This is a genomic window from Marinobacter sp. L-80 (assembly GCF_056859395.1).
On sequence record NZ_JBSXOI010000067.1, the window covers coordinates 281302 to 303440 of the forward strand.

The following is a 22139-nucleotide window of genomic DNA, read 5'->3' on the forward strand; positions in this document are numbered from 1 at the left end:
CCTCCATTAATCATTCTGAGCGCCTTTGCGACGCAGCTTCTTGTCTTCATCGGGTACCTGCGACAAGTCCTGATCGAACACCAGACGATGCTGGCCGCTCAGGCAGGTGAATTTCTTGCCTCGCATCCGTCCGATCAGAGTCAGTCCGACCTGCCGGGCGATATCAACGCCCCAGGCGGTGAAACCCGAGCGGCTGATCAGCGTGGGAATGCCCATCAGCGATGTCTTGATCACCATTTCCGAGGTCAGTCGTCCGGTGGTGTAGAGGACCTTGTCGGCCGCAGAAATGTTGTTCAGGTGCATCCAGCCGGCAATTTTATCGACCGCGTTGTGCCGTCCAACGTCCTCCATGTAGGCCAGGATTGTCTGGCCCTGGCAAAGCGCGGTGCCATGAATGGCGCCGGTTTCCATGTACAGGCTGGGCGTGTGGTTGATCTGATAGGAGAGATCGTAAAAGCTGCTGGTGTGTACCGGGGTGTCCGGTAGCGACAGCCCTTCGAGGCCCGCCATCATGTCGCCGAAGACCGTGCCCACGGCGCAGCCGGAGGTACGGGTTTTCTTCTCCAGCTTGTCCTCAACATCGGTAACGCCCGCCGTGCGCACCACCGCGACCTCAAGTTCCTCGTCGAAATCGATCCCGGTGACCTGATCGCTCTCTTTCAGCATGCCCTGGTTCAACAGGAAGCCAAGGGCCAGATACTCCGGGTGATCGCCAATGGTCATGGCGGTGACGATTTCCTGACTGTTCAGGTAGATCGTCAGGGGGCGTTCCTCGATCACGCTGATCGATTTGGCCTCGCCGTTTTCGTCAACACCCTCCACCGGCCGGGACAGTCGGGGATCTTTGGGATCGGGAAGTATGGGATCAATCGTCATTTTTGTTGTAGCCGTTTCGTGAATGCCGCGGAATGGAATATCTACGGAGATTGCCAGAGATTAGCCTATTTGGCATTGGGGAAAAACAGCTGCCTTACACCAATAAAAAACCCCGGCAGCGCCGGGGTTCAGGTAATACAGGGTTAGACAGGGTGAGGCCAGTGACCCTTGGCCCTGCTGAATTACTTGGCGTTCGGGAAAAACAGTTGCTGTCCATCCACCTTGAAGTCGGCAATCGCTTGCTGACCTTCTTCGGAGATTAGCCAGTTGTGCCATTTCGCGGCCATCTCATGCTTGAGGTGCGGGTGCTTCTCTTCAGAAAGCAGCAGGCTGCCGTACTGGTTGAACAGCACTTTGTCACCTTCGAAGAGCAGCTTCAGGTTCTGGCGGTTTTCAAACGCGACCCAGGTTGCGCGGTCTGACATCACATAGGCATCCATGGCGGCGGCAGTGTTCAGGGTCGGGCCCATGCCGCTGCCCAGTTCGCGATACCAGCTGCCGCCCGGTTCAACACCGGCACTTTCCCACAGGCGAAGTTCTGCACGGTTGGTGCCACTGTCGTCACCACGAGAGGCAAACGGTGCCTCTGCTTCGGCAATGGCAGACAGCGCTTCAGCGGCGGTTTTCGCTGCGCTGATGTTGGCCGGATCATCGGCAGGGCCAATTAATACAAAGTCGTTGTACATCACGTCGGCCCGCTCTGTGGCGTAGCCGTTCTCCACAAAACGTTTTTCGCCGGCGGTGTCGTGCACCAGAAGGCTGTCGGCATCACCACGGCGGGCGATTTCGAAGGCCTGGCCGGTACCAACGGCGACAACGCGCACTTCGATGCCAGTGGCGTCCTCGAACTTTGGCAGGATCGAATCAAACAGGCCCGAGTTCTCGGTTGAGGTTGTCGAGGCCAGCGTTATGTAATCTTCGGCGTGGGCGCTGAAGGCCAGGCCCACGGTAGTGACGGCTGCAAGAACCAGGTTAAGGGTCTTTTTCATTTTGTTTTCTCCTTTTGGTATTCATTCACCAAGAAATCGGTGGTCCGATGCGGTTTCTTATTGGTGGGTCAGGCTACGAGCTCGCCGTTGAGATAGGCCTGTGCCTGCCGCGAGACCGGGGCACGGAAAAACATGTCCGCTGGTGTGTGTTCCTGTACCTTGCCTTCCGAAAGAAACAGGACATCGCCGGCCAGTCGCCGGGCCTGGTGGAGATCGTGGGTGGTCATTACGACGCGTGTACCCTGCTTGTGAAATTCCTGTACGGCGAGTTCCACGGCCTTAATCGCGGCAGGATCCAGTGCGGAGGTGGGTTCATCCAGAAACAACACTGCCGGTGAAAGCGACCAGGCACGTGCCAGTGCCAGGCGTTGTTTCTCGCCGCCGGACAGCACCCGCGCAGGCGTGTCGGCGCAGGAGGAGAGGCCAAACCGGGCCAGGGCTTCGAGAGCCAGCTCTGTGCGCAACTTGCGTGGCACATTGTTGACCGCCAGTGCGTGCCGGAGGTTGGCCAGCGCCGAACGGCGCAAAAGGATCGGCGTCTGGAAAACCATGGCCTGGCGGGGCGCGCTGGCGCCTGACCAGCTCACGGCGCCCTCCGTCGGTGTGAGCAGTCCGTGCGCCAGTCGCAGCATGAGGCTTTTGCCGGCGCCATTGGGGCCCATCACCAGCGTGGGGCCGGGTCCGTCAAGCTTGAACGAACAGGGGCCAAAAAGCCGGTGGCCGAAAGGGTTGAACTCGACGCTCTCGAATTGCAGCGACGGCGGTGCACTGAGTTCGATCGGGTTGTTAACGGGCACGTTCAGTGAAGTCATCCCATGCGCCTTTTAGCCGTTTCACTCAAAATGTAGGCCGTGGCGTTGATCACCATGACCAGTGTCAGAAGGACAATGCCCAGGCCCAACGCCAGGGGCAGGGCACCCTTGCTTGTCTCCAGCACAATGGCCGTGGTCATGACCCGGGTCACGCCATCAATATTGCCGCCTACCATCATGACAGCGCCCACTTCTGCGCTGGCCCGGCCGAACCCTGCGAGCAGAACAGTCAGCAAGGCAAAGCGGGCGTCCCACAACAGGGTGGGCATCATCCGCGCCCGGGACATGCCCAGCGATACGAACTGTTCCCGGTACTCACCCAGTAACTCCTCCACTTTCTGGCGCGAGAGCGCGGCGAGAATGGGCAATACCAGTATCACCTGCGCAATCACCATGGCGCTGGGCGTGAACAGAAGGCCCAGTTCACCCAGAGGTCCGGCCCGCGATAACAGCAGGTAAACGCCGAGCCCGGCCACAACCGGAGGCAACCCCATCAAGGCATTCAGCGCAACAACCACACCGCCGCGCCCGGGGAATTGCCACAATGCAACTGCCGCACCCAGGGGAAACCCCAAAAACGCCGCTATCAGGACCGCCAGAAGCGAAACCTGTAGCGAAAGCACCACGATCTGGTACAGCGAAGCGTCGAGGTTCACCAGTAGCGACAGCGCCACGTAAAACGCATTTTCTTCCACAGCTGCGTCTCCTTTAATGTTGAGCATCGTGGCGTTTTTAACTACGCTTTGCACAGCCTGCTGAAAAATATGCAGTCAAAAACAGCCTGATGCTTTACCTGATCCTCCGGAGATTCTGATGCCCCTTCCCGCCTACCTCACTACGGCCGAGGCTGCTGAGTATCTGCGCCTGAAAGAACGCAAGGTCTATGATCTCGTCAGCCAGGGTGTTATTCCCTGCGTTCGGGTCACAGGAAAGCTATTGTTCCCGCGCCAGCGTATTGATTTGTGGTTGATGAACCACCTTGAAGGTGACGATGCGATCAGTGCTCCAACGCTGCCGGTGCTAGTGGGTAGCCAGGACCCGCTGCTGGAGTGGGCGGTAAAGGAGAGCAACGCCGAGCTTGCCATGTTGTGCCAGGGTAGCGGCGATGGGGTTCAGCGCCTGGTGGACGGGCGCGCGATGGTCGCTGGCATGCACATCTGGCACGCGGAGAGTGAGCGATACAACGATCCGGCCACCCTGGGTTTGACTGGCATGAGGGACCTGGTGCTGATTCGCTGGGCCAAGCGCCAGCAGGGGCTCCTCCTGGCGCCCGGCAACCCTCACGGACTCACGCGGCTTGAGGATATCGCCCGACCAGGCCTTCGCCTTGCCCACCGCCAGCCCGATGCCGGTGTCAGCCATCTGCTGCAGGGGCTGCTTGCCCGCCATCGTATAGATGGCAGTCAGCTTACCTGGGCCGCCCATCCCTCGCTCAGTGAGGACGATCTGGCACTGGCCATTCGCCAGGGGGAGGCGGATGTGGGCGTGGGTATTGAAGCGGCTGCCAGGCGCCAGGGGCTGGCATTTATTCCCCTGCAGCAGGAGCACTTTGACCTGGCCATGCGCAGGCGCCATTACTTCGAGCCGGCCATGCAGCGTTTGCTGGAGTTCGCCCGTTGCGAGCGTTTTGTTCAGCGCGCCGAGGCGTTGGGGGGGTATGATATAAGTGAGCTTGGTAAAGTGATGTATAACGCTTGAACCACAACAATAAACAGACCAATCAGGCAGGAGCCCGCATGGGTTCGACCGGAATGCAAGGTTCGAACGGACACAAGCGTTCGGCCGGAAAGAATCTTATTCACGAACTCAGTGGTGCGCTGGGGGATATCGGCACCTTGCTGCCGCTGAGTCTCGGGGCCATTGGCGTGGCAGGACTGGCGCCGGTACCGGTGCTGCTGGGGTTTGCCGTCTTCTATATCGCGACCGGGCTGTATTATCGTCTGCCGGTGCCCGTGCAGCCCATGAAAGCGGTGGCCGCGCTCCTGCTTACCACCCAGGTCAGTGCCCAGAGCCTTATCGCCAGTGGCGTTCTGATCGGTGCCATTCTCTTGCTTCTGGGTTCAACCGGGTGGATCAACCGGGCGGCCCGCCTGGTGCCGGGGTCGGTGCTGAGCGGCCTTCAGCTGGGGCTGGGTTTGTTGTTGGCCAGCATGAGCCTGGAACTGATGGCCACTTCTCTGCCGTTGGGCCTCGTTATCCTTGCGTTGCTGGCCATCACCCTGAAACTTTTCCCCAGTTGGCCTGCGGCACTGCTGGGCCTTGCTCTGGCCATGGTTCTCGGGGCCCTGCTAGGTTCGCCCGGGCTGCCGTTGCCGGCTGATCCGGCGATCTTTTCTATGCCCCAGTTGCCGTCAATGGATGAATGGCAGCAAGGCTTTTCCATCCTGGTGCTGCCACAACTGGCGCTGACCATCACCAACGCCATCGTTCTGACGGCCCTGGTGGTTGGGGATTATTTCGGGGATCAGTCACACCGGGTCTCGCCAGCACGTCTGTCGGTGACAACAGGCCTGGCCAATCTCTTCCTGGTACCGTTCGGTGCGCTGCCCATGTGCCACGGCGCGGGTGGTGTGGCGGCTCATTACCGCTTCGGCGCCAGGACTGGCCTGGCGCCGGTTCTGTTGGGCACCGGTTTGCTCCTGATCGCATTCGTGCCCGGCGGTCTGTCGTTCATCGCCGCCGTTCCCGCGGCCGGTCTCGGTGCCCTGCTAATGGTGGCGGCTGTCGAGCTTGGCCTGACTAAGCGTCTCTGGGTCGCCAAACCTTCCTGTTGGCCAGTGATCGGGATAACGGCACTGGTCACCTTCTGGGCCGATCCGTTTTTCGGATTCCTGGCCGGGGTTGCTTCGGAGACTTTCAGGGCCGCCTGGGTGCGGGGAAGGATTAGCGGTGCTCATCAGGACTGAGAGCATCGTCCGAATCGGATAACACACCCCGAATGCCAACGTTTTTATCCTGCGGATCAAACAAAGCGCCCGGATTCAGGATGCCCTGAGGATCCAGGAAGTGCTTGCCCGCCGCCAGGGTCTGACGAAACAGCGGTGATGTCTGCTGCTCATAGCCAAAGCGATGATCCCGGCCAACGGCGTGGTGATGGGTGACGGTAGCGCCTTGCTCGGCCAGCACTTCCATGGAGATGCGCTTGAGCTGTTTCCACTTTTCCAGGGCTTTGCCCAGATCGCCGGTAGTGTCGCCCACGCAATAAAACGTGAAATAGGGCGCAGGCCCGTCCGGGTAAACATGGGTAAAGCGGCAGGAGAATGAAAATGGTCGTTGCGTGATCTCGCGAAGCGCGGACTCCATGGTTGATCTTACTGCCTTGTAAAGGCTCGGGAACCTGTCCCAGGTGATCGCGGTTTCGAAGGTGTCGGCAATCATGCCCATGGCGGTTAATCGATTGCGCCAGTAGGGCATTCGGATAAAGGCATTTCTCCAGGACTCGGCTTCGCTGGACCCTTTTTCTGCATGATCCGGGTTATAGCTAATGCCATCTTTTTGCAGAACACCGCCATGTTCTTCGGCAATGGCGACGGCCCGCTCGATTTTCTGGTCTTGCGGATGATCTGCGGATTCGAAACCAAGAACCAGAATGGCGCAGGGTTTGTCAGCGATCCGGTTGATCACCACTTCGGCCTCATCCAGTAGACGGCAATTCGACGGGAATAAACCCGATTGCGCGATCTGTCTGACAGCATCGACACCGTTCATGAAGCGATCAAAGCGGACGGACGCCGTGGCCCGCCACTTTGGTCGATGCTGTAATCGCATGGTGGCTTCGGTAATGATCCCCAGCGTACCTTCTGAGCCACAGATCATGCGGTCTGCCGAAGGGCCCGCGCCTGAGCCGGGCAGAGCGCGGGTCTCGATGATGCCTTTTGGCGTGACCAGCCGGGTTGCTTCCACCATGTCTTCGATGTGCGTGTATACGGTCGCAAAATGGCCGCCAGCGCGGGTTGCCAGCATGCCGCCCAGACTCACGAACGGAAAGCTCTGTGGGTAATGGCGCAGTGTCAAACCATGTTGCTTCAGTTGCCGCTCGAGATCCGGGCCTTTGATTCCTGCCTGGATCCGGGCGCGACGACTGATAGGATCAATCTCCAGAATCTGGTTCAGGTTTTCCATATCGACACTGATCGTCGCCTGGTAGGTGTCGCCAACATCGGGCTCAACGCCGCCGCAGACACTGGTGCCGCCACCGAACGGGATCAGTGCAATATTGTCTTCGGCCGCATAGCGAAACAGTTGCTGGATATCGTCTTCCGTCTTGGGAAAGGCGACGGCATCGGGCGGGTTGGGCACTTTCCGCATCAGCATCCTGGCCATGTCGGCGTAGGACTTCCCGTAGCTGTGCACCAGGCGGTCGTAGTTCGTAGTGGAAATGATGTCTGAGAGATGCTCGGGAACAGAAAGCAACCGGGATGCTGGGAGGTCAAAGTCTTCAACCTTTGGTGGCTCAATCTCCACCAGGCCTTCCGGCACCAACATTTTCGTAACGGTCTCGATCATGGCGTGTTCTTCGGGATGCAGATCCTCATCCGCATAGCCCCAACCCCAGAATCGCAGGGGTTTGCGCAGAGATTTGGTGCCGGACTCAGACATCGGATTCTCCATCAATGAGGGGTCTGCCCCCGTTACTCTGAACACTTCATCTGTTGAAATGATATCCTCGTACACCGCTATCAAGTACGCAAATCAATCCTGAATGCCGACATCGTTCAGGCCGACTTTTACCAAGAAACCCGGAGTTTGAGTCTTACTCATGAGAGTTATTATTCGCTATTTTTTTCGCACCCTGCGTCTGGTACTGACGCCCTTCATGCTGCTCAGTGAAAAGCTCAGCACGCCTGAAAGCGTGACCCGCAGTGCTGAAGAGCAAGCCCGCGCCGACGAGGCCAGCAAAAATCTCGCCCTGTACCAGTTCAAGGCCTGCCCGTTCTGCATCAAGGTAAGAAAGGAAATCGCACGGCTCGGTCTGAACATTGAAACCCGCGACGCCCAGCATGACCCGGAACATCGTGCGGCGCTGGAAGCCGGCGGCGGCCAAATCAAGGTGCCCTGCCTGAAGATTCATCAGGAGGATGGCAGTGATCGTTGGCTGTATGAGTCTGACGAGATCAAGGCGTGGCTACAGGAGCGGTTTGAGCCGGCCTGATTGCCGTTGCTGATTTTTGGAGAGGGCGTTAGCTAGTCACGATCATTCCCCTGGGATGTTCGATTCCAGGGATATGTCGATGAGTTCATGCTGAAGCTTTTTCAGAAGGTGAAGCAGGCTGACGCCGTCATCAAAACTCATCCCCTGCATGGCCTGTCTGTAAAATTCGGCAATAGTGTCCTGAAGTCGATTCCAGAAAGTGCGGCCAGATTCGGTAAGAACCACGAGTCGAGCTCGGCGATCCTGGGGATCCGGTATCCGAACAACATGCCCGTCTCGTTCCATTCGTTTGAGCACGCCATCGAGGTTTTGGCGACTGACGTAGAGGTACTCTTTCAGTTGGTTGAATGAGGTGCCATCTTCGAATCCTTCTCGAGATAATGCACCCAGTACTGCCCACTGCACGGCGCTGATGCCCATTTCATTCTGAACCTGGCGTTGCAGGATGTTTCCTGTCTGGAACAGACGGAAAAACAGGCGGTTGGGGATGCCTCCGGATTCGTTGACGATCATTTCGTATCCCGTTGGTAAAGAATGGTTCGCAAGACGTTTGAGTCTATTCATCAACGATATCTTCACATAGATCCGGGGTGATCTTCCGCATTTTCTTGGGTCACGCCGGAGGAGCAGGGCACTGTGAATCCGGAGTTTCCTGAGATCTCGCAGGAAACTCCGTAGTCGCAGTCTTCACTCAGTTGGTGATCAGCTTGCACTTGCTCTCGGAAAGCGGTCGGAACGCTTCGTCGCCGGGAATAGTTCGAACGATCTTGTACAGATCCCACTCGCCGGTAGATTCTTCCGGAGTTTTCACCTGAGCCAGAAACATGTCATGAACCATGCGGCCGTCCTCACGGATACGACCGTTTTTGGCAAACATGTCGTTGATCGGAGTCTCTATCAGATGCTGGCGGACAGTTTGGGAGTCATCCGAGCCAGTAGCTTCCACCGCCTTCAGGTATTGCATCGTGCTGGAGTAGATGCCCGCATGCACCATGGTTGGACGGGTGCCGGTCTCTTCCATGAAACGATCAGACCATTCACGAGTCTCGTCGTTCATGTCCCAGTACCAACCGGTAGTAAGCTGCAGCCCCTGAGCCGCCTGGGGACCGAGAGCGTGTATGTCACTGATAAATACGACAAGCCCGGCAATGGTCTGGCCTGACTGGGTAATACCGAATTCTGCCGCAGTGGTGATCGCATTGGTGGTATCTGCACCGGCGTTTGCCAGAGCGATGACATCGGCGCCAGAAGCCTGGGCCTGCAAAATAAATGAAGAGAAGTCAGGAGTCGGGAATGGATGGCGGATGCTTCCCAGAATCTTACCACCATTGGCTTCTACAACCCGTGTGACGTCCGCCTCCATGGCATGACCGAAGGCATAGTCTGCGGTCAATATGTACCAGGATTTGCCGCCTTCCTGAACGATTGCGGTTGGAGTGCCAATGGACAGTGCGTAGGTGTCATAGACGTACTGAATATGATTTGGGGTGCAGTGTTCGTTGGTGATGCTTGAGGCTGCGGAGCCGGAGATCAGTCCCAGTTTGTTGTTCTCCTCAAGGATCTTCGTGGTGGCGATTGTCACAGAAGAGGCCACCAACCCGCCAACCATGTCGACTCCGTCATTCTCTACCCAGCGTCGCACGGTGCTGGAGGCAACGTCCGGGCTGTTGCGGTCGTCAGCACTGACTACCTCAATCGCGGCATTGTTGACCTTGCCACCAAAATCAGCAACCGCCATTTCCATCGCCGTCAAACCATTCGGGCCGGCAAGGTCACGGTACGTGCCGGACATGTCAGCGAGATACCCAAGCTTAACCGTATCTCCAGATATGGCAGCCTGGGCACTGCCTGCCATAAGAATTGAGGCAACGACTGAGGGCAGAATCTTTTTTGTATTTTTCATTGTTCCATCTCCGCTACGAAACTTGTTTTGGTTTGGGTTCTTGTTGCTTTTGTCAGGTTGATCAGTTTGATTACTTCGGTAGGTATTCCTTCGCGATGATGTTTTTCATGATCTGGGCTGTGCCATCGCCAATCTGAAGACCAAGAACATCTCTCAGGCGCTGGGCAAACGGCAGGTCCTCACCCCAACCGGTGTGACCGTGGGCCAGCAGGCACTGTTTAACCACATCAAAGGCCAATTTCGGCCCCCACCATTTATTCATGGCGGCTTCGGCGTTATGGGGCAGGTTGTTGTCCTTGAGCCATAGTGCGTGGTAGCACTGCATGCGGGCCGCATGAACATAGGTCTGGTATTCGGCCAGCGGATGGGTCAGGCCCTGGAAGGCTGACAGGTTCTGGCCGAAGGCTTTGCGCTCGGTCAGCCACTGCCAGGTTTCCTCCAGGGATTGCTGGGCCACCGCCAGGCACTGCAGGCCGATCAGCGCGCGGCTGTAGTCGAAGCCCTGCATCACCTGTTTGAAGCCCTTGCCTTCGTCGCCCATCATGTTGTGGGCAGGTACTTCCACGTTGTCGAAGAAGATGGAGCCACGGCCAATGGCGCGCTGGCCGTTGTCTTCAAACCGGGTGGTGGTGATGCCCGGACTGTTCATGGGCACCAGGAAGGCGCTGATGCCGGAGGCCCGCTGCTCCACGGTGCCGGTGCGGGCGAAGACCACCGCCACGTCGGCCTGGTCGGCCATGGAGATGGAGGTCTTCTCGCCGTTAAGCACGTACACGGCGCCCTTCTTCTCCGCCTTCAGGCGCAGGTTGGCCGCGTCGGAACCGCCGTGGGGCTCGGTGAGGGCGATGCAGGCAACTTTCTGGCCGGTGGTCATGCCGTGCAGCCACTCCTTCGCCAGGTCTGGGGCCGCGTGGCTGGCAATGATCTGGCCGTTCAGGGAAGTCAGCAGGGGGATGTAGCCGACGTTGAAATCCCCTTTGGAGATTTCCTCGATGATCAGGCCACTGGTAACACAGTCCATGCCGCTGCCGCCGAACTTTTCGGGCAGTTCGCCACCAAGCAGTCCCATCTCGCCGAGCTGGCGGATGACATCCTTTTCGATGACGCCTTCCTGATCCCGTTTGCGGTAGCCCGGAGCCAGCACCTCGGCGCTGAAGCGGGCCACAACGTCGCGGATCGCGTTCTGTTCTTCATTAAATGCGAAATTCATGGTGTTCTCCGGGAGCGTCTGTGACCCGGTGACGGGTGGCCACCGGGTCGGTCCGCTTACTTGTAGAATTTCCGGAAGTCCGGCTTGCGCTTTTCCTTGAAGGCGTTCACGCCTTCTTTGGACTCGTCGGTGTCGTAATACAGGCTCAATGCCTGCATCCCAAGGGCACCGATGCCGGCAATGTTGTCGCTGTCGGCATTGAACGAGCGCTTGGCGATGGTGAGAGCGGTGGGGCTCTTCTCAAGGATTTCCTCACACCACTTCTGCACTTCCTCATCCAGCTGCTCCGGTGGCACCACGGCGTTGACCAGGCCCCAATCCAGTGCCTGCTGCGCACTGTACTTGCGGCACAGGTACCAGATTTCCCGGGCGCGCTTTTCACCGACAACCCGCGCCAGGTAAGCGGTGCCGAAGCCGGGATCCACCGAGCCGACTTTCGGGCCGACCTGGCCAAAGACGGCGGTTTCCGAGGCAATGCTCAGATCACAAATCACGTGCAGCACGTGGCCGCCGCCGATGGCGAAACCGTTGACCCGGGCGATCACCGGCTTGGGTACTTCCCGGATGGTGCGTTGCAGCTCTTCCACGGGCAGGCCAATCAGACCGCGGCCGTCGTACTGGCCTTCGTGGGCGCCCTGGTCGCCGCCGGTGCAGAAGGCTTTTTCACCAGCGCCGGTGAATACGATGACGCCGATGTCCTTGTTCCAGCCGGCGCGGTTGAAGGCGTCCAGCAGCTCCATGCAGGTCTGGCCGCGGAAGGCGTTGTAACGGTCCGGGCGATTGATGGTGATGGTGGCGACACCGTTGGTTTCGTCGTACAGGATGTCTTCGTAATTCATGATGGATTCTCCTAAATCGTTTAGCTGGTCGCTTACCCGGCCATGGTCAGGCCGCCGGACACACTGATCACCTGGCCGGTAATGAAATTGGCATCGTCACTGGCGAGCAGGGCGATGACGCCGGGGTAGTCTTCGGGCTGGGCCAGGCGCTTCATGGGCACCGCGTTGCGGAAGGCTTCCAGCAATTTCTCCGGGTTGGGTGCGGATTCCGCGACGCCCTTGAGTAAGGCAGTGTCTGTGGGACCGGGGCAGACCACATTCAGGCACACGTTCTTGGTGGCCAGTTCCCGGGCCACGGTCTTGCTGAAGCCCACCAGGCCGGCCTTGCAGGCGGCATAGACGGATTCGCCGGACGAACCGACGCGGGCCGCATCGGAAGCGACGTTGATGACCTTGCCGCCACCGGCAGCAATCATCTTCGGCAGTACCACGTGGTGCATGTTCAGGGCGCCGGTCAGGTTCACTGCAATCAGCTGGTCCCACAGTTTCGGCTCGGTTTTCAGGAACGGCATGAAGCGGTCGAAACCGGCGTTATTTACCAGCACCGTGGGCACGCCCAGATCGCTCTCGATGGTCGCCACGGTGTCAGTAATCGCGGCGTAATCGGTAATGTCGGCGGCGTAGGCGCGGGCCTTGCCCCCGGCTTCGGTGATTAGGTCTGCCGTGGCCTGGGCCGCACTTTCATCACGGTCCAGCACGGCCACCGCGCTGCCTTCTTCTGCAAAGCGCCGACACACGGCGCGGCCAATGCCGCCCCCGCCGCCGGTCACGATGACTGTTTTTCCGTTAAGGCCTCTCATGATGACTTGCTCCTGTAGCTGTTAGATCAATGGGATTAACCGCGCTTGGCCGTCTCCAGGCGTACATCTTTAGCCTGCTCGCGCAGTTTGAATTTCTGGATCTTGCCGGATGCGGTGCGAGGCATGGCCTCGATCACTTCCAGGTATTCGGGCAGGTAGTTTTTGGACAGTTGCTGCTCGGTCAGATAGGCCTTGACCTGGTCCAGGGTCAGATCGGTGGCGTTCTCGTCGAGGGTGACATAGGCGCACAGGCGCTCACCCAGCCGTTCGTCCGGGCAACCCACCAGGGCGACATCGACAATGCCAGGGAACTTGTAGAGCAGGTTCTCCACCTCCACGACCGGAATGTTCTCACCGCCCCGGATGACCACATCCTTGGTGCGGCCGGTGATGCGGATGTAACCGTCCTTGTCTATGCGTGCAAGGTCGCCGGTGTTGAACCAACCGGCTTCATCCACGCCATAGAGTTCGGGCCGCTTGAGGTAGCCAACAAACAGGCTGGAGCCCCGAACCAGCAGGTTGCCTTCCTCACCGGCAGGCAGTTCGTTGCCCTGGAAGTCGGTGACTTTCACTTCCATGAAGGGCAGGGCCTTGCCGTCGGACTGGCTGGCACGTTCGGCGGGATCTTCCGGGCAGGTCATGGTGACCGCGCCGTTCTCGGTCATGCCCCACGCCGAGACAATCTTTGCCTTCAGAACCTTGCCGGCCTGTTCCACCACGGCACTTGGGATGGGGGCGCCGGCTGAGACGAAGATCCGCAGGGAATCCAGTTCACCCTCGTGCTTGGGTGCGGTTTTCACCAGATCCGCCAGGAACGGAGTGGCGGCCATGGTGAAGGCCGGTCTCTCGGCAGCAATCACCTTGCAGACATAGTCCGCGTCCCAGATGTCCTGGAGGATGGCGGTGGTGCCCAGGTAAATGGGCATCATGATGCCGTACATGAAGCCGGTCTGGTGGGCCACCGGAGAGGCCATCAACACCTTGTCGTCCGAGCTCAGGTGCAGGCGGTCGGCGTAAGGACGCACATTGGAAAACAGGGTGTTGGAGGTGTGCATGACCCCCTTGGGTTCGCCGGTGGTACCGGAAGTGTAGAGGATCTGGATGGCGTCGTCGGCGGTGAGTTGGCGCTCGGCAAACAGGGCGTTGGTGTCTTGCTTTTCTTCCCAGGGGGTTTCCGTGAGACGTTGTTCAAAGCTACGCTCGCCCTCTCCCCCGATGACCAGCAGGGTTTCGAGATCCGGCAGCTCCCCCCGAATACCGTCAATCATGGCCTCGTAGTCAAAGCCACGAAAGACCTTTGGTATTACCAGCAGTTTGGCCTCGCCATGCTTGAGCATGAAGCGCAGTTCCCGCTCCCGGAAAATAGGCATGAGCGGATTCAGAATCGCGCCGATACGCATGCAGGCCAGATGCAGGGCGGTGGTCTGCCACCAGTTCGGTAGCTGGCAGGCCACCACGTCGCCTTTACCGATGCCCATGCCGGCCAGGCCGGCCGCCATGCGGGTGACTTTGTTATTGAGTTGCCGATAAGTGAGGGCGGTGCGGGTATCGCTGGTGACCTGGTAGCCGACGATGGCTTCCCGGTCCGGGGTGCTGGCCACGGCCTGGTCCAGGTAGTCGGTAATGCGCTTGTCGTTCCATGCGCCGCTCTCGACCATGGCGGCGCGGCGTTCCGGATTGAGAGTGATGCCTGTGTCCATCTGATTCACCTGTTGTGTCCGGTTTGTTTTTGTTGGATGGGCTGACCGCAGAAGCAGGTCTTTGCCTTGTCAGTTTCAACATACGCCTTCTCAAAATATTATGTCAACATGTTGCCTTAAAAAATATTCGGGTGTAGCCTCTGAAAATCGGACAAATAAGCTTCCATAGCTTTTATAGAGAAGTAATAAGAAAAAATCTGTTAGTGGAGATGGTTATGGAGTACAGCAACATATTGCTTGAAAAGCATGAGGCTGTGGCCCTGGTCAGACTCAACCGACCAAAGGTCTACAACGCGTTGAACAACGCGCTGATGAACGAACTGACTTCCGCTCTGGAAGTCCTGGAAGCGGATGAGGCCATCCGCGCCGTTGTCATTACCGGCAACGAAAAAGCCTTTGCCGCCGGCGCGGATATTGCCGAAGTCCATGCCCTGGACTTTTCCCGGGCCTACCGTCAGCGCTTCATCTCCGCCAATTGGGAAACCGTGACCCGATGCCGAAAGCCGGTGATTGCCGCGGTGGCCGGCCTGGCACTCGGCGGTGGCTGTGAACTGGCGATGATGTGTGACCTGCTGATTGCCGCCGATAACGCCCGCTTCGGCCAGCCGGAAGTGAAGATTGGCACCCTGCCCGGAGCCGGTGGTACCCAGCGGCTGGCCCGGGCCATTGGCAAGGCCAAGACTATGGACCTGTGCCTGACCGGTCGAATGATGGATGCGCAGGAAGCTGAGCGCAGTGGTCTGGTCAGCCGGGTCGTGCCAACTGACGATCTGCTTGATACGGCCATGGCGGTAGCAGGGGAAATCGCCGGCTATTCGCAGATGGCCACCATGATCAACAAGGATGCGGTGAATCAGGCGTTCGAGACACCTTTGAGAGCGGGCGTTGAATACGAACGCCGGCTGCTGTGGTCCAGTTTTTCCAGCGAGGATCGAAGCGAGGGTATGACCGCCTTTCTCGAGAAACGTCAGCCCGAGTGGAAGCACCGTTAATCTGCGCAGATGCCAGGATCTTAGACAAGTTGGATCGAATGGGGCCCGAGCGCTTTCCAAATACGAAACACAACACGGAGACAAAACATCATGGCCAACCAGGCAAGTTTTAACTGGGAAGACCCGCTGTTGCTGGACCAGCAACTGACCGAAGACGAACGCATGGTGCGCGAGAGTGCTCGCCAGTTTGCCGAAAGCAAGCTCAGGCCCCGAGTGCTGGAAGCCTTCCGCAACGAACAGACCGACCCGGAGATATTCCGGGAAATGGGCGAGACAGGCCTTCTGGGATGTACAGTTCCCGAACAATACGGTGGTAGCGGCCTGAACTACGTGTGTTATGGCCTGATCGCTCGCGAGGTGGAGCGGGTGGACTCCGGTTACCGGTCCATGATGAGTGTGCAGTCATCCCTGGTGATGGTGCCCATCTACGAATTCGGCAATGAGGAAACCCGCCAGAAGTATCTGCCCAAACTCGCTTCCGGAGAATGGATTGGGTGTTTCGGGTTGACCGAACCAGACCATGGCTCTGATCCCGGCAACATGGCGACCCGCGCCCGCAAGGTGGACGGCGGTTACCGCCTGACCGGCAGCAAGATGTGGATCACTAACAGCCCGATCGCTGACGTGTTCGTGGTCTGGGCCAAGGACGATGACGGCGCAATTCGCGGCTTTGTTCTGGAGAAGGGCTGGGAGGGCCTGAGTGCCCCGGCCATTCACGGCAAGGTAGGGCTGCGGGCCTCGATCACTGGCGAGATCGTGATGGACGGCGTCTTTGTGCCGGAAGAAAACGCCTTCCCGGACGTGCGAGGGCTGAAGGGGCCGTTCACCTGCCTGAACTCCGCCCGCTACGGTATTTCCTGGGGTGCTCTGGGTGCCGCCGAGGATTGCTGGCACACCGCCCGCCAGTATGTGCTGGACCGTAAGCAGTTCGGTCGGCCGCTGGCGGCCAACCAGCTGATCCAGAAAAAGCTGGCAGATATGCAGACCGATATCACCATGGCCCTGCAAGGCTGCCTGCGTCTTGGTCGGATGAAGGATGAGGGCACGGCTGCCGTCGAGATCACTTCCATCATGAAGCGCAATTCCTGCGGCAAGGCTCTGGATGTTGCCCGCCTAGCCAGGGATATGCTCGGGGGTAACGGTATAAGTGATGAATTCGGGGTGGCGCGACACCTGGTGAATCTGGAAGTGGTGAACACCTATGAAGGCACCCACGATGTTCACGCCCTGATTCTGGGGCGAGCCCAGACCGGGATTCAGGCGTTCTTTTGATCATTCCCATCCAGGATTGCCGGTATTGCAGGGTCTGGTCTTTGGGCAGTCCTGCACTGAAATGAGCGTTGGCCTGCTTTTTTGCACCAGGTCAGGGCGAACCCGGGATGCGACTACATCCTGACCTGGCGTGATTGTGCAAAGTGCACAGGTCAGGTGTCATCCACTCTCTCAAATCATGGCCGTGAGGACCACATGGCACAGACGTTGCCATCTTTCTCTCGTGTTTTCATCAAAGAGAGACAAGGCAATGACCTCACAAGTGACTCCTCAGGAACAGGACTACCCGCTCAGCCCGGTGCCCATGGATCAGCGTCGCAGTATCTGGTCCATGGGCCTGGTTCTGCTTGGCTTCACCTTTTTCACCGCCACCATGTGGGCGGGCGGCAGTATCGGTGTTGCATTCGATTTTTCAACGATGCTGCTGGTGCTGGCAGCCGGTAACCTTCTTCTGGGTACCTACGCCGCCATTCTTGGCTACATCGCTGCAAAATCGGGGCTGAATACGGCCCTGATGTCCCGTTTTACCTTCGGTGAGCTGGGTAGCAAACTCTCCGACTTCATCCTGGGCTTTACCCAGATCGGCTGGTACGCCTGGGGCACGGCGACCATGGCCGTTCTCCTGGTCAAGCTGACGGGCTTGCCCGAGAGCTGGACCACGCCGCTGATGGTGGTGTTCGGTTTCGGCTTCTGTATCACCGCGTTCATTGGCTACAAGGGGCTGGAAATGCTGTCCCGCTTTGCGGTGCCGGCGATGATTATTTTGGTAGCGGTGAGTATGACAATCGCCACCTCGGACGCCGGTGGATTTTCGGGATTACTCGCCATTACCCCCTCAGACGAAATGACCGTAGCTGCGGCCATTACCATGGTGTTCGGCACTTTCGTAAGTGGAGGCACCCAGGCTACCAACTGGACCCGTTTTGCCAAATCCGGAAAAACGGCGGTCATTGCGACCCTACTGGCGTTCTTCCTCGGTAATGGATTGATGACGCTGATTGGCGCCTTTGGTGCTCTGGTTTACCAGCAGGCGGATATCGTCGACATCATGGTGGCGCAGGGGCTGGCGACCCTGGGTATTCTGATGCTCTTCCTGAATCTTTGGACAACGCAGGATAATACCGTATACAACTTTGCCGTGGCCGGCTGCAATATGATTCGGACCCGCCGGCGCAAGCTGGTCACAGTGGGCGGTGCCGCTATCGGTACAGTGCTGGCTGTTCTGGGTATGTATGAATGGCTTATCCCGTTCCTTGTGTTGCTTGGAACCTTCATCCCGCCCATTGGCGGCGTCATCATGGCCAGTTATTTCATCGGCTACAAACGCGAGTATCCGTCACTCGAAACGGCGACTCTGCCCGCGTTCAACGTTCCCGGGCTGGCGGCCTATGCCATAGGCTCGGCAGCGGCCTATACCTCGCCATGGATCGCGCCGATTGTTGGCGTACTGGTTGCCGCGGCCAGTTATGGTGTAGTGCTTGTGGTCAGTGAGGCTGTGCGTGATCGCCGGGCCCAGGTTCTGGGAGCGGTGTAAATGGCCCTGACGTGCCGGGACATTCCGGAACTCCCTGGCCTCGGGGCCATCCATCTGCGGGGTGGGAGTTCCGGCGCAGACAACACGGTACGCTGGCCTTATCTGGCGGAGAACCGGTCTTTCAGCAACTGGGTCAGGGGTGGCGAGCTGGTATTTGTCACCGGTATCAGCCGCCATCGTAGCCCGGCCAACCTGGCCGAGTGCCTCTATGAAGGCCGGGACTGCGGCATATCGGGGCTGGTTGTGCTGACCGGCGATGCCTACATCGGGCAGCTACCGGCCATGTTAAGTCGTCTGGCGGATGAGCTGGCCATGCCGTTGTTTGAGCAGCCTTACTCGCTGCCAATGGTGGATGTGACCGAAACCATTGCCCGGGCGATTGTCGCATCGGAGCGGTCGCAAGAGCCCCGGGAAGGCGGGCTGGCGGAGGCGTTGATAGCCGGTATCGGCAGTCATCAGCTCGAAGGACTTATCCGGCAGTACCTGCCTGGGGTGGAAGCCGGGTTGCTGGACAGTAGTCGTGATCTTCTGGAGTCATGGCTCCAGGAACGTGGAAACCAGTGCGCCATGGCCGAAGCCCTTGGCTGCCATAGAAATACCATCCGGAACCGGATGAATCGGTTGGTCGCGGAGATGCCTCCGGCGGCTGAACCGAATGAATATTTCAAAACCCTGGTGCTGGCCCATCTGTTGTCGAGGCCATGATTCAAACCAGCGGAAAATCTGTGTGGAGATGTTATGAGTGAAAATCTGAACGCTATTATCAATGCCCGGCTTCAGGGCCGTGAGGGGTTATTCCGGCTGACCATCACCGATGGAAAATTCAGCAGTGTCACGGCGCAGGATGCGACTGAAAGCGTTGCCGAGAACCAGCTGGACGCCGGCGGAAATCTGGTCGCTCCTCCTTTCGTGGAGCCGCACATCCACCTGGATGCGGCCATGACCGCCGGCGAGCCACGCTGGAACCAGAGTGGTACCTTGTTTGAAGGTATCGAGTGTTGGTCTGAGCGCAAAGCCAGCCTGACTCACGACGACGTGATCGGTCGGGCCGAACAGACGTTGAAGCTGTTTGCCGATAACGGCATTCAGCACGTCCGCACCCACGTGGACGTGACGGACCCCAAGCTGACAGGGCTGAAGGCCATGCTGGAAGTGCGTGAGCGTATGGCTGACACAGTAGACCTGCAGATTGTCGCTTTTCCCCAGGAAGGTCTCTGGTCATTTCCCCAGGGCAAGGAGCTGATGGAAGAGGCGGTTCGTCTGGGGGCCGATGTGGTCGGTGGCATTCCCCATTTCGAATTCACTCGAGATTACGGCGTTGAATCGGTTCAATGGCTGGTGGCGTTGGCCCACAAAAACGACCTTCTCGTAGACGTGCATTGCGACGAGATCGACGATCCCGAATCCCGATTCCTGGAAGTGCTCGCTGCCGAGGCGCTCAAGCTGGATTATGGCTCACGGGTCACCGCCAGCCATACCTGTGCCATGGGCTCGTACAACGACCATTACTGCAGCCGGCTGTTCCGCCTGTTGAAGAAATCCGGCCTGCGCTTCCTGTCGATGCCCACCGAAAGCCTGCACCTGCAGGGCCGCTTCGATGGTTATCCGAAACGTCGTGGCCTGACCCGGGTTCCGGAACTGCTGGATGCGGGACTGAAGGTGGCCTTCGGCCAGGATTCCATCCGCGATCCCTGGTATCCACTGGGCAACGGCAACATGCTCCGTACCCTGGACGTAGGCCTGCACGCCTGCCACATGCTGGGCATGGGTTGGATTGATCGGTCGCTGGAGCTGATCACCGACAACGGTGCTGCAGCATTGGATCTGGACGAATACGGCATCGAGGAGGGACTTCCGGCTCGCTGTGTTGTTCTGCAGGGGCAGTCGCCCTACGAGGTGCTGTTGGGCCAGTTGCCGGTTGCCGCGTCTATTCGTGATGGCCGTGTTCTGATAAACCGGCAGGGTTGATGCCCGTTGAAGTAGAAGCTACAGATTCCCCGGTTTGCTAACCGGGGAATCTGCTCAACTACTCTGGTGTTCAGCGTAGCGACTTCAGGGCCGTTGCCCATTTCGCCATTTCGTCCAGCATGGCATTGGCAGAGCCGGTGTGATGCTCGGCAGGGAGGAAGTTGCGCTGGTCATCCAGTTTCTCCCACGGCATCTGCACCATTACTCCTTCCACCATCGGCATCATTTTCAGCGTAGTAACCAGCTGCTTGGCAACCTGGGCTGAACGGAGTCCACCGGAAACACCGCCGTAGCTGACAAACCCGCAAGGCTTATAGTTCCACTCGTTGTATACGTAGTTCAACGCGTTCGTGAACGATGGCGGCGGGCAAAAATTGTACTCGGGAATGACGAAGACGTAGGCATCTGCCTTATTTACGCTCGCTGACCAGGCTTTGGTGTGCTCATGCTCATATTTCTGCATGCGAGGATGGTTGGCCTCGTCGTAAACCGGAAGCTTGAACTCAGCTAGATCGACCAGTTCGCTGGAAAACGTTCCCTGGTCATTGACCAGAGAATTGAACCAGTGGGCAATGGAAGGGCCGATTCGGCCGGGGCGCGTGCTGCAGATGATGGTTTGTAGTTTCATGGGGTGTCCTTAGATAGCGGCCACAAGCCGTCGAAGGCTGCTTAGTGAATCCGTGTAGGAATGTCTGCTTGGAAAAGCAGCATAAAGGGCGCCTCTTCAAAAAGATAACGGAGTAACCAGTAAGAATTAGTCAAAAATTCTGAGCCTATCAGCCCGCCGCCTCGCTCGACGTTAGCTTCCTATCTCTCTATAATGCCCGGTCTCGCAGGAGAGTGGGCCGTTGGCCCCGCCGAAGGCGCAAACTCCCATAAACGCTCAGGCACAGGTACTGCGAGCATCATCTAACGCCGTCTGGAGAGCGACTGCCACCGCAGTCCACCGAAGGGGCAAGCAGAGCCAGGCTCTGTAAACTCTCAGGTATCAGGGACAGGGGGAGAGGCCACAGAAACTCAGGAGTCCTGTGTGCTGACCTCTATCTATATGATTGCCATTACCGCCGAAGCCATGTCGGGAGCCCTCACCGCCGGGCGGAGGAACATGGATCTGTTTGGTGTCGCTGTAATTGCGTTTTTTACCGCCCTTGGTGGCGGAACTGTCCGGGACATTCTTCTGGGTAATTTCCCAGTCACCTGGACCCAGCACCCTCGCTATATCTACATGACTATTACCGGTGGCCTGGTCACCATCGTGATTGCGCGCTTCATGCGGCATCTGCATCAGTTGTTTCTGGTTCTGGATGCCATAGGTCTGGTGGCTTTTACGGTTATTGGCTGCAATGTCGCGCTCAAGCTGGGCTATGACACCGTGGTGGTGGTCATGGCCGGCATCACAACAGGGATCTTTGGCGGTATCATCCGGGATATCTTATGTAACCGCACCCCGCAGGTGCTGCGCCACGAACTCTACGCCAGCGTTTCACTGATGGTGGCTTTCCTGTACCTGACCTTGCTTCGCCAAGGGGTGGGCGAGAATGTCACTCTTTTGGCCGCTTTCAGTCTCGGGCTGCTTCTGCGTATGGCGGCCATTCGCTGGGGGTTGTCGTTGCCAGTATTCAGCTATTCGCAGACACGCTGGGAATGAGCGCGATGAAGTTCAGAGGAAGCCTTGGAGTTGTGGGCATGGTCTAGCCTCAGACCTTTTCATCGTTTCATTTCCTCGTGAACTGAGCTAACGTAGCTTGCCAAGATTTTTCCTTTTTCAGAGTCGCTGAGTTTCAAAATGAAAACCGGTTTTTACTTCATCCATTCCGTTTTATCAGCGGCGGCATTTCTGGCTGCCGGGCCTCGCCGTATTTGCCATTCCTTTCGCTGAATTCGTCGAATCCCTCGTCGAATTCGGCGAAACCCTCTGAACACATCCCCTAACTGAACCTTGCCTTGCGGGCCTAGGAGTCTGCGCGGCAGGAGACACCTTCTGGCATAATGCGTAAAAATTCTTCAGCACCGGAGAATCTGATGGGAACCACTTTCCGCCCGTATTCGCCTGGCCAGGAACTGCTTCTTCCCCCGAGCCTGAACGAGTGGC

The 22139-nt window shown here is 58.2% G+C and carries 21 protein-coding genes and 2 riboswitches; of the genes, 9 read left to right on the plus strand and 12 right to left on the minus strand.

Annotated features, from left to right (window positions below; all coding sequences use genetic code 11):
* Positions 1–6 precede the first annotated feature (6 nt).
* The 4 genes from AC13E3_RS12240 to AC13E3_RS12255 form a co-directional block, all read right to left on the minus strand.
* Positions 7–876: a formate dehydrogenase accessory sulfurtransferase FdhD gene (locus AC13E3_RS12240; RefSeq protein ID WP_008177305.1), complete on the minus strand. Its 870-nt coding sequence runs from the start codon at positions 874–876 to the stop codon at positions 7–9.
* A 182-nt stretch (positions 877–1058) separates the two neighbouring features.
* Positions 1059–1865 (minus strand): ABC transporter substrate-binding protein, encoded by an 807-nt coding sequence (locus AC13E3_RS12245; RefSeq protein WP_008177306.1) that lies wholly within the window; start codon positions 1863–1865, stop codon positions 1059–1061.
* Between the two features lie 68 nt (positions 1866–1933).
* Positions 1934–2677: an ATP-binding cassette domain-containing protein gene (locus tag AC13E3_RS12250; RefSeq protein WP_008177307.1), complete on the minus strand. Its 744-nt coding sequence runs from the start codon at positions 2675–2677 to the stop codon at positions 1934–1936.
* On the minus strand, positions 2674–3372 hold the full coding sequence (locus tag AC13E3_RS12255; protein WP_008177308.1) for an ABC transporter permease: 699 nt from the start codon (positions 3370–3372) through the stop codon (positions 2674–2676). Before AC13E3_RS12255 ends, AC13E3_RS12250 begins: the two co-directional genes overlap by 4 nt.
* 118 nt (positions 3373–3490) lie before the next feature.
* Here AC13E3_RS12255 and AC13E3_RS12260 point away from each other — a divergent pair, with 118 nt between their 5' ends.
* Both AC13E3_RS12260 and AC13E3_RS12265 read left to right on the plus strand, forming a co-directional pair.
* Positions 3491–4375, plus strand: coding sequence for a helix-turn-helix transcriptional regulator (locus AC13E3_RS12260; RefSeq protein WP_008177309.1), 885 nt, complete (start codon positions 3491–3493; stop codon positions 4373–4375).
* 38 nt (positions 4376–4413) lie between these two features.
* On the plus strand, positions 4414–5583 hold the full coding sequence (locus AC13E3_RS12265) for a putative sulfate/molybdate transporter (protein WP_008177310.1): 1170 nt from the start codon (positions 4414–4416) through the stop codon (positions 5581–5583).
* Here the strand turns inward: AC13E3_RS12265 and AC13E3_RS12270 are convergent.
* The gene (locus tag AC13E3_RS12270) at positions 5561–7276 is read right to left on the minus strand and encodes an FAD-binding oxidoreductase (protein ID WP_273018000.1); all 1716 of its coding nucleotides are present in this window, start codon (positions 7274–7276) and stop codon (positions 5561–5563) included. The genes AC13E3_RS12265 and AC13E3_RS12270 overlap by 23 nt on opposite strands.
* A gap of 160 nt (positions 7277–7436) precedes the next feature.
* On the opposite strand from AC13E3_RS12270, the gene AC13E3_RS12275 reads away from it, so the two are divergent.
* Positions 7437–7829: a glutaredoxin family protein gene (locus AC13E3_RS12275; protein WP_053113887.1), complete on the plus strand. Its 393-nt coding sequence runs from the start codon at positions 7437–7439 to the stop codon at positions 7827–7829.
* 42 nt (positions 7830–7871) lie between these two features.
* Here the strand turns inward: AC13E3_RS12275 and AC13E3_RS12280 are convergent, their stop codons facing one another.
* From AC13E3_RS12280 to AC13E3_RS12305, 6 genes are all read right to left on the minus strand, one after another.
* Entirely contained in the window at positions 7872–8342 is a 471-nt protein-coding gene (locus AC13E3_RS12280) for a MarR family winged helix-turn-helix transcriptional regulator (protein WP_008177322.1), read from the minus strand.
* A gap of 178 nt (positions 8343–8520) precedes the next feature.
* Complete coding sequence (locus AC13E3_RS12285) at positions 8521–9732, minus strand: ABC transporter substrate-binding protein (RefSeq protein ID WP_008177323.1); 1212 nt, start codon at positions 9730–9732, stop codon at positions 8521–8523.
* A 70-nt stretch (positions 9733–9802) separates the two neighbouring features.
* A complete protein-coding gene (gene aliB, locus AC13E3_RS12290) occupies positions 9803–10942 on the minus strand; it encodes a cyclohexanecarboxyl-CoA dehydrogenase (RefSeq protein ID WP_482902067.1) in 1140 nt (379 codons plus the stop codon).
* 56 nt (positions 10943–10998) lie between these two features.
* Entirely contained in the window at positions 10999–11781 is a 783-nt protein-coding gene (locus tag AC13E3_RS12295; RefSeq protein ID WP_053115252.1) for an enoyl-CoA hydratase-related protein, read from the minus strand.
* 32 nt (positions 11782–11813) lie between these two features.
* Positions 11814–12581: an SDR family NAD(P)-dependent oxidoreductase gene (locus AC13E3_RS12300; protein ID WP_273018002.1), complete on the minus strand. Its 768-nt coding sequence runs from the start codon at positions 12579–12581 to the stop codon at positions 11814–11816.
* A 35-nt stretch (positions 12582–12616) separates the two neighbouring features.
* Complete coding sequence (locus AC13E3_RS12305) at positions 12617–14281, minus strand: AMP-binding protein (RefSeq protein ID WP_405418104.1); 1665 nt, start codon at positions 14279–14281, stop codon at positions 12617–12619.
* A gap of 215 nt (positions 14282–14496) precedes the next feature.
* Between AC13E3_RS12305 and AC13E3_RS12310 the strand changes: the two genes are divergently transcribed.
* From AC13E3_RS12310 to codA, 5 genes are all read left to right on the plus strand, one after another.
* Positions 14497–15273: an enoyl-CoA hydratase gene (locus AC13E3_RS12310; RefSeq protein ID WP_273045162.1), complete on the plus strand. Its 777-nt coding sequence runs from the start codon at positions 14497–14499 to the stop codon at positions 15271–15273.
* Positions 15274–15363: 90 nt separating this feature from the next.
* Entirely contained in the window at positions 15364–16545 is a 1182-nt protein-coding gene (locus AC13E3_RS12315) for an acyl-CoA dehydrogenase (protein ID WP_273045160.1), read from the plus strand.
* Between the two features lie 250 nt (positions 16546–16795).
* Complete coding sequence (gene codB / locus AC13E3_RS12320; RefSeq protein ID WP_273045158.1) at positions 16796–18079, plus strand: cytosine permease; 1284 nt, start codon at positions 16796–16798, stop codon at positions 18077–18079.
* On the plus strand, positions 18080–18784 hold the full coding sequence (locus tag AC13E3_RS12325; RefSeq protein WP_273045156.1) for a PucR family transcriptional regulator: 705 nt from the start codon (positions 18080–18082) through the stop codon (positions 18782–18784).
* A 33-nt stretch (positions 18785–18817) separates the two neighbouring features.
* The gene (gene codA, locus AC13E3_RS12330; RefSeq protein WP_405418109.1) at positions 18818–20047 is read left to right on the plus strand and encodes a cytosine deaminase; all 1230 of its coding nucleotides are present in this window, start codon (positions 18818–18820) and stop codon (positions 20045–20047) included.
* A gap of 70 nt (positions 20048–20117) precedes the next feature.
* On the opposite strand, the gene AC13E3_RS12335 is transcribed toward codA, so the two are convergent.
* The gene (locus tag AC13E3_RS12335) at positions 20118–20675 is read right to left on the minus strand and encodes an NADPH-dependent FMN reductase (protein ID WP_008177349.1); all 558 of its coding nucleotides are present in this window, start codon (positions 20673–20675) and stop codon (positions 20118–20120) included.
* 195 nt (positions 20676–20870) lie between these two features.
* A riboswitch (glycine riboswitch) is annotated at positions 20871–20956 on the plus strand.
* Positions 20957–21055, plus strand: a riboswitch (glycine riboswitch).
* Between the two features lie 40 nt (positions 21056–21095).
* Here AC13E3_RS12335 and AC13E3_RS12340 point away from each other — a divergent pair.
* Positions 21096–21695 (plus strand): trimeric intracellular cation channel family protein, encoded by a 600-nt coding sequence (locus AC13E3_RS12340; protein ID WP_227497903.1) that lies wholly within the window; start codon positions 21096–21098, stop codon positions 21693–21695.
* Positions 21696–22139: the final 444 nt, after the last annotated feature.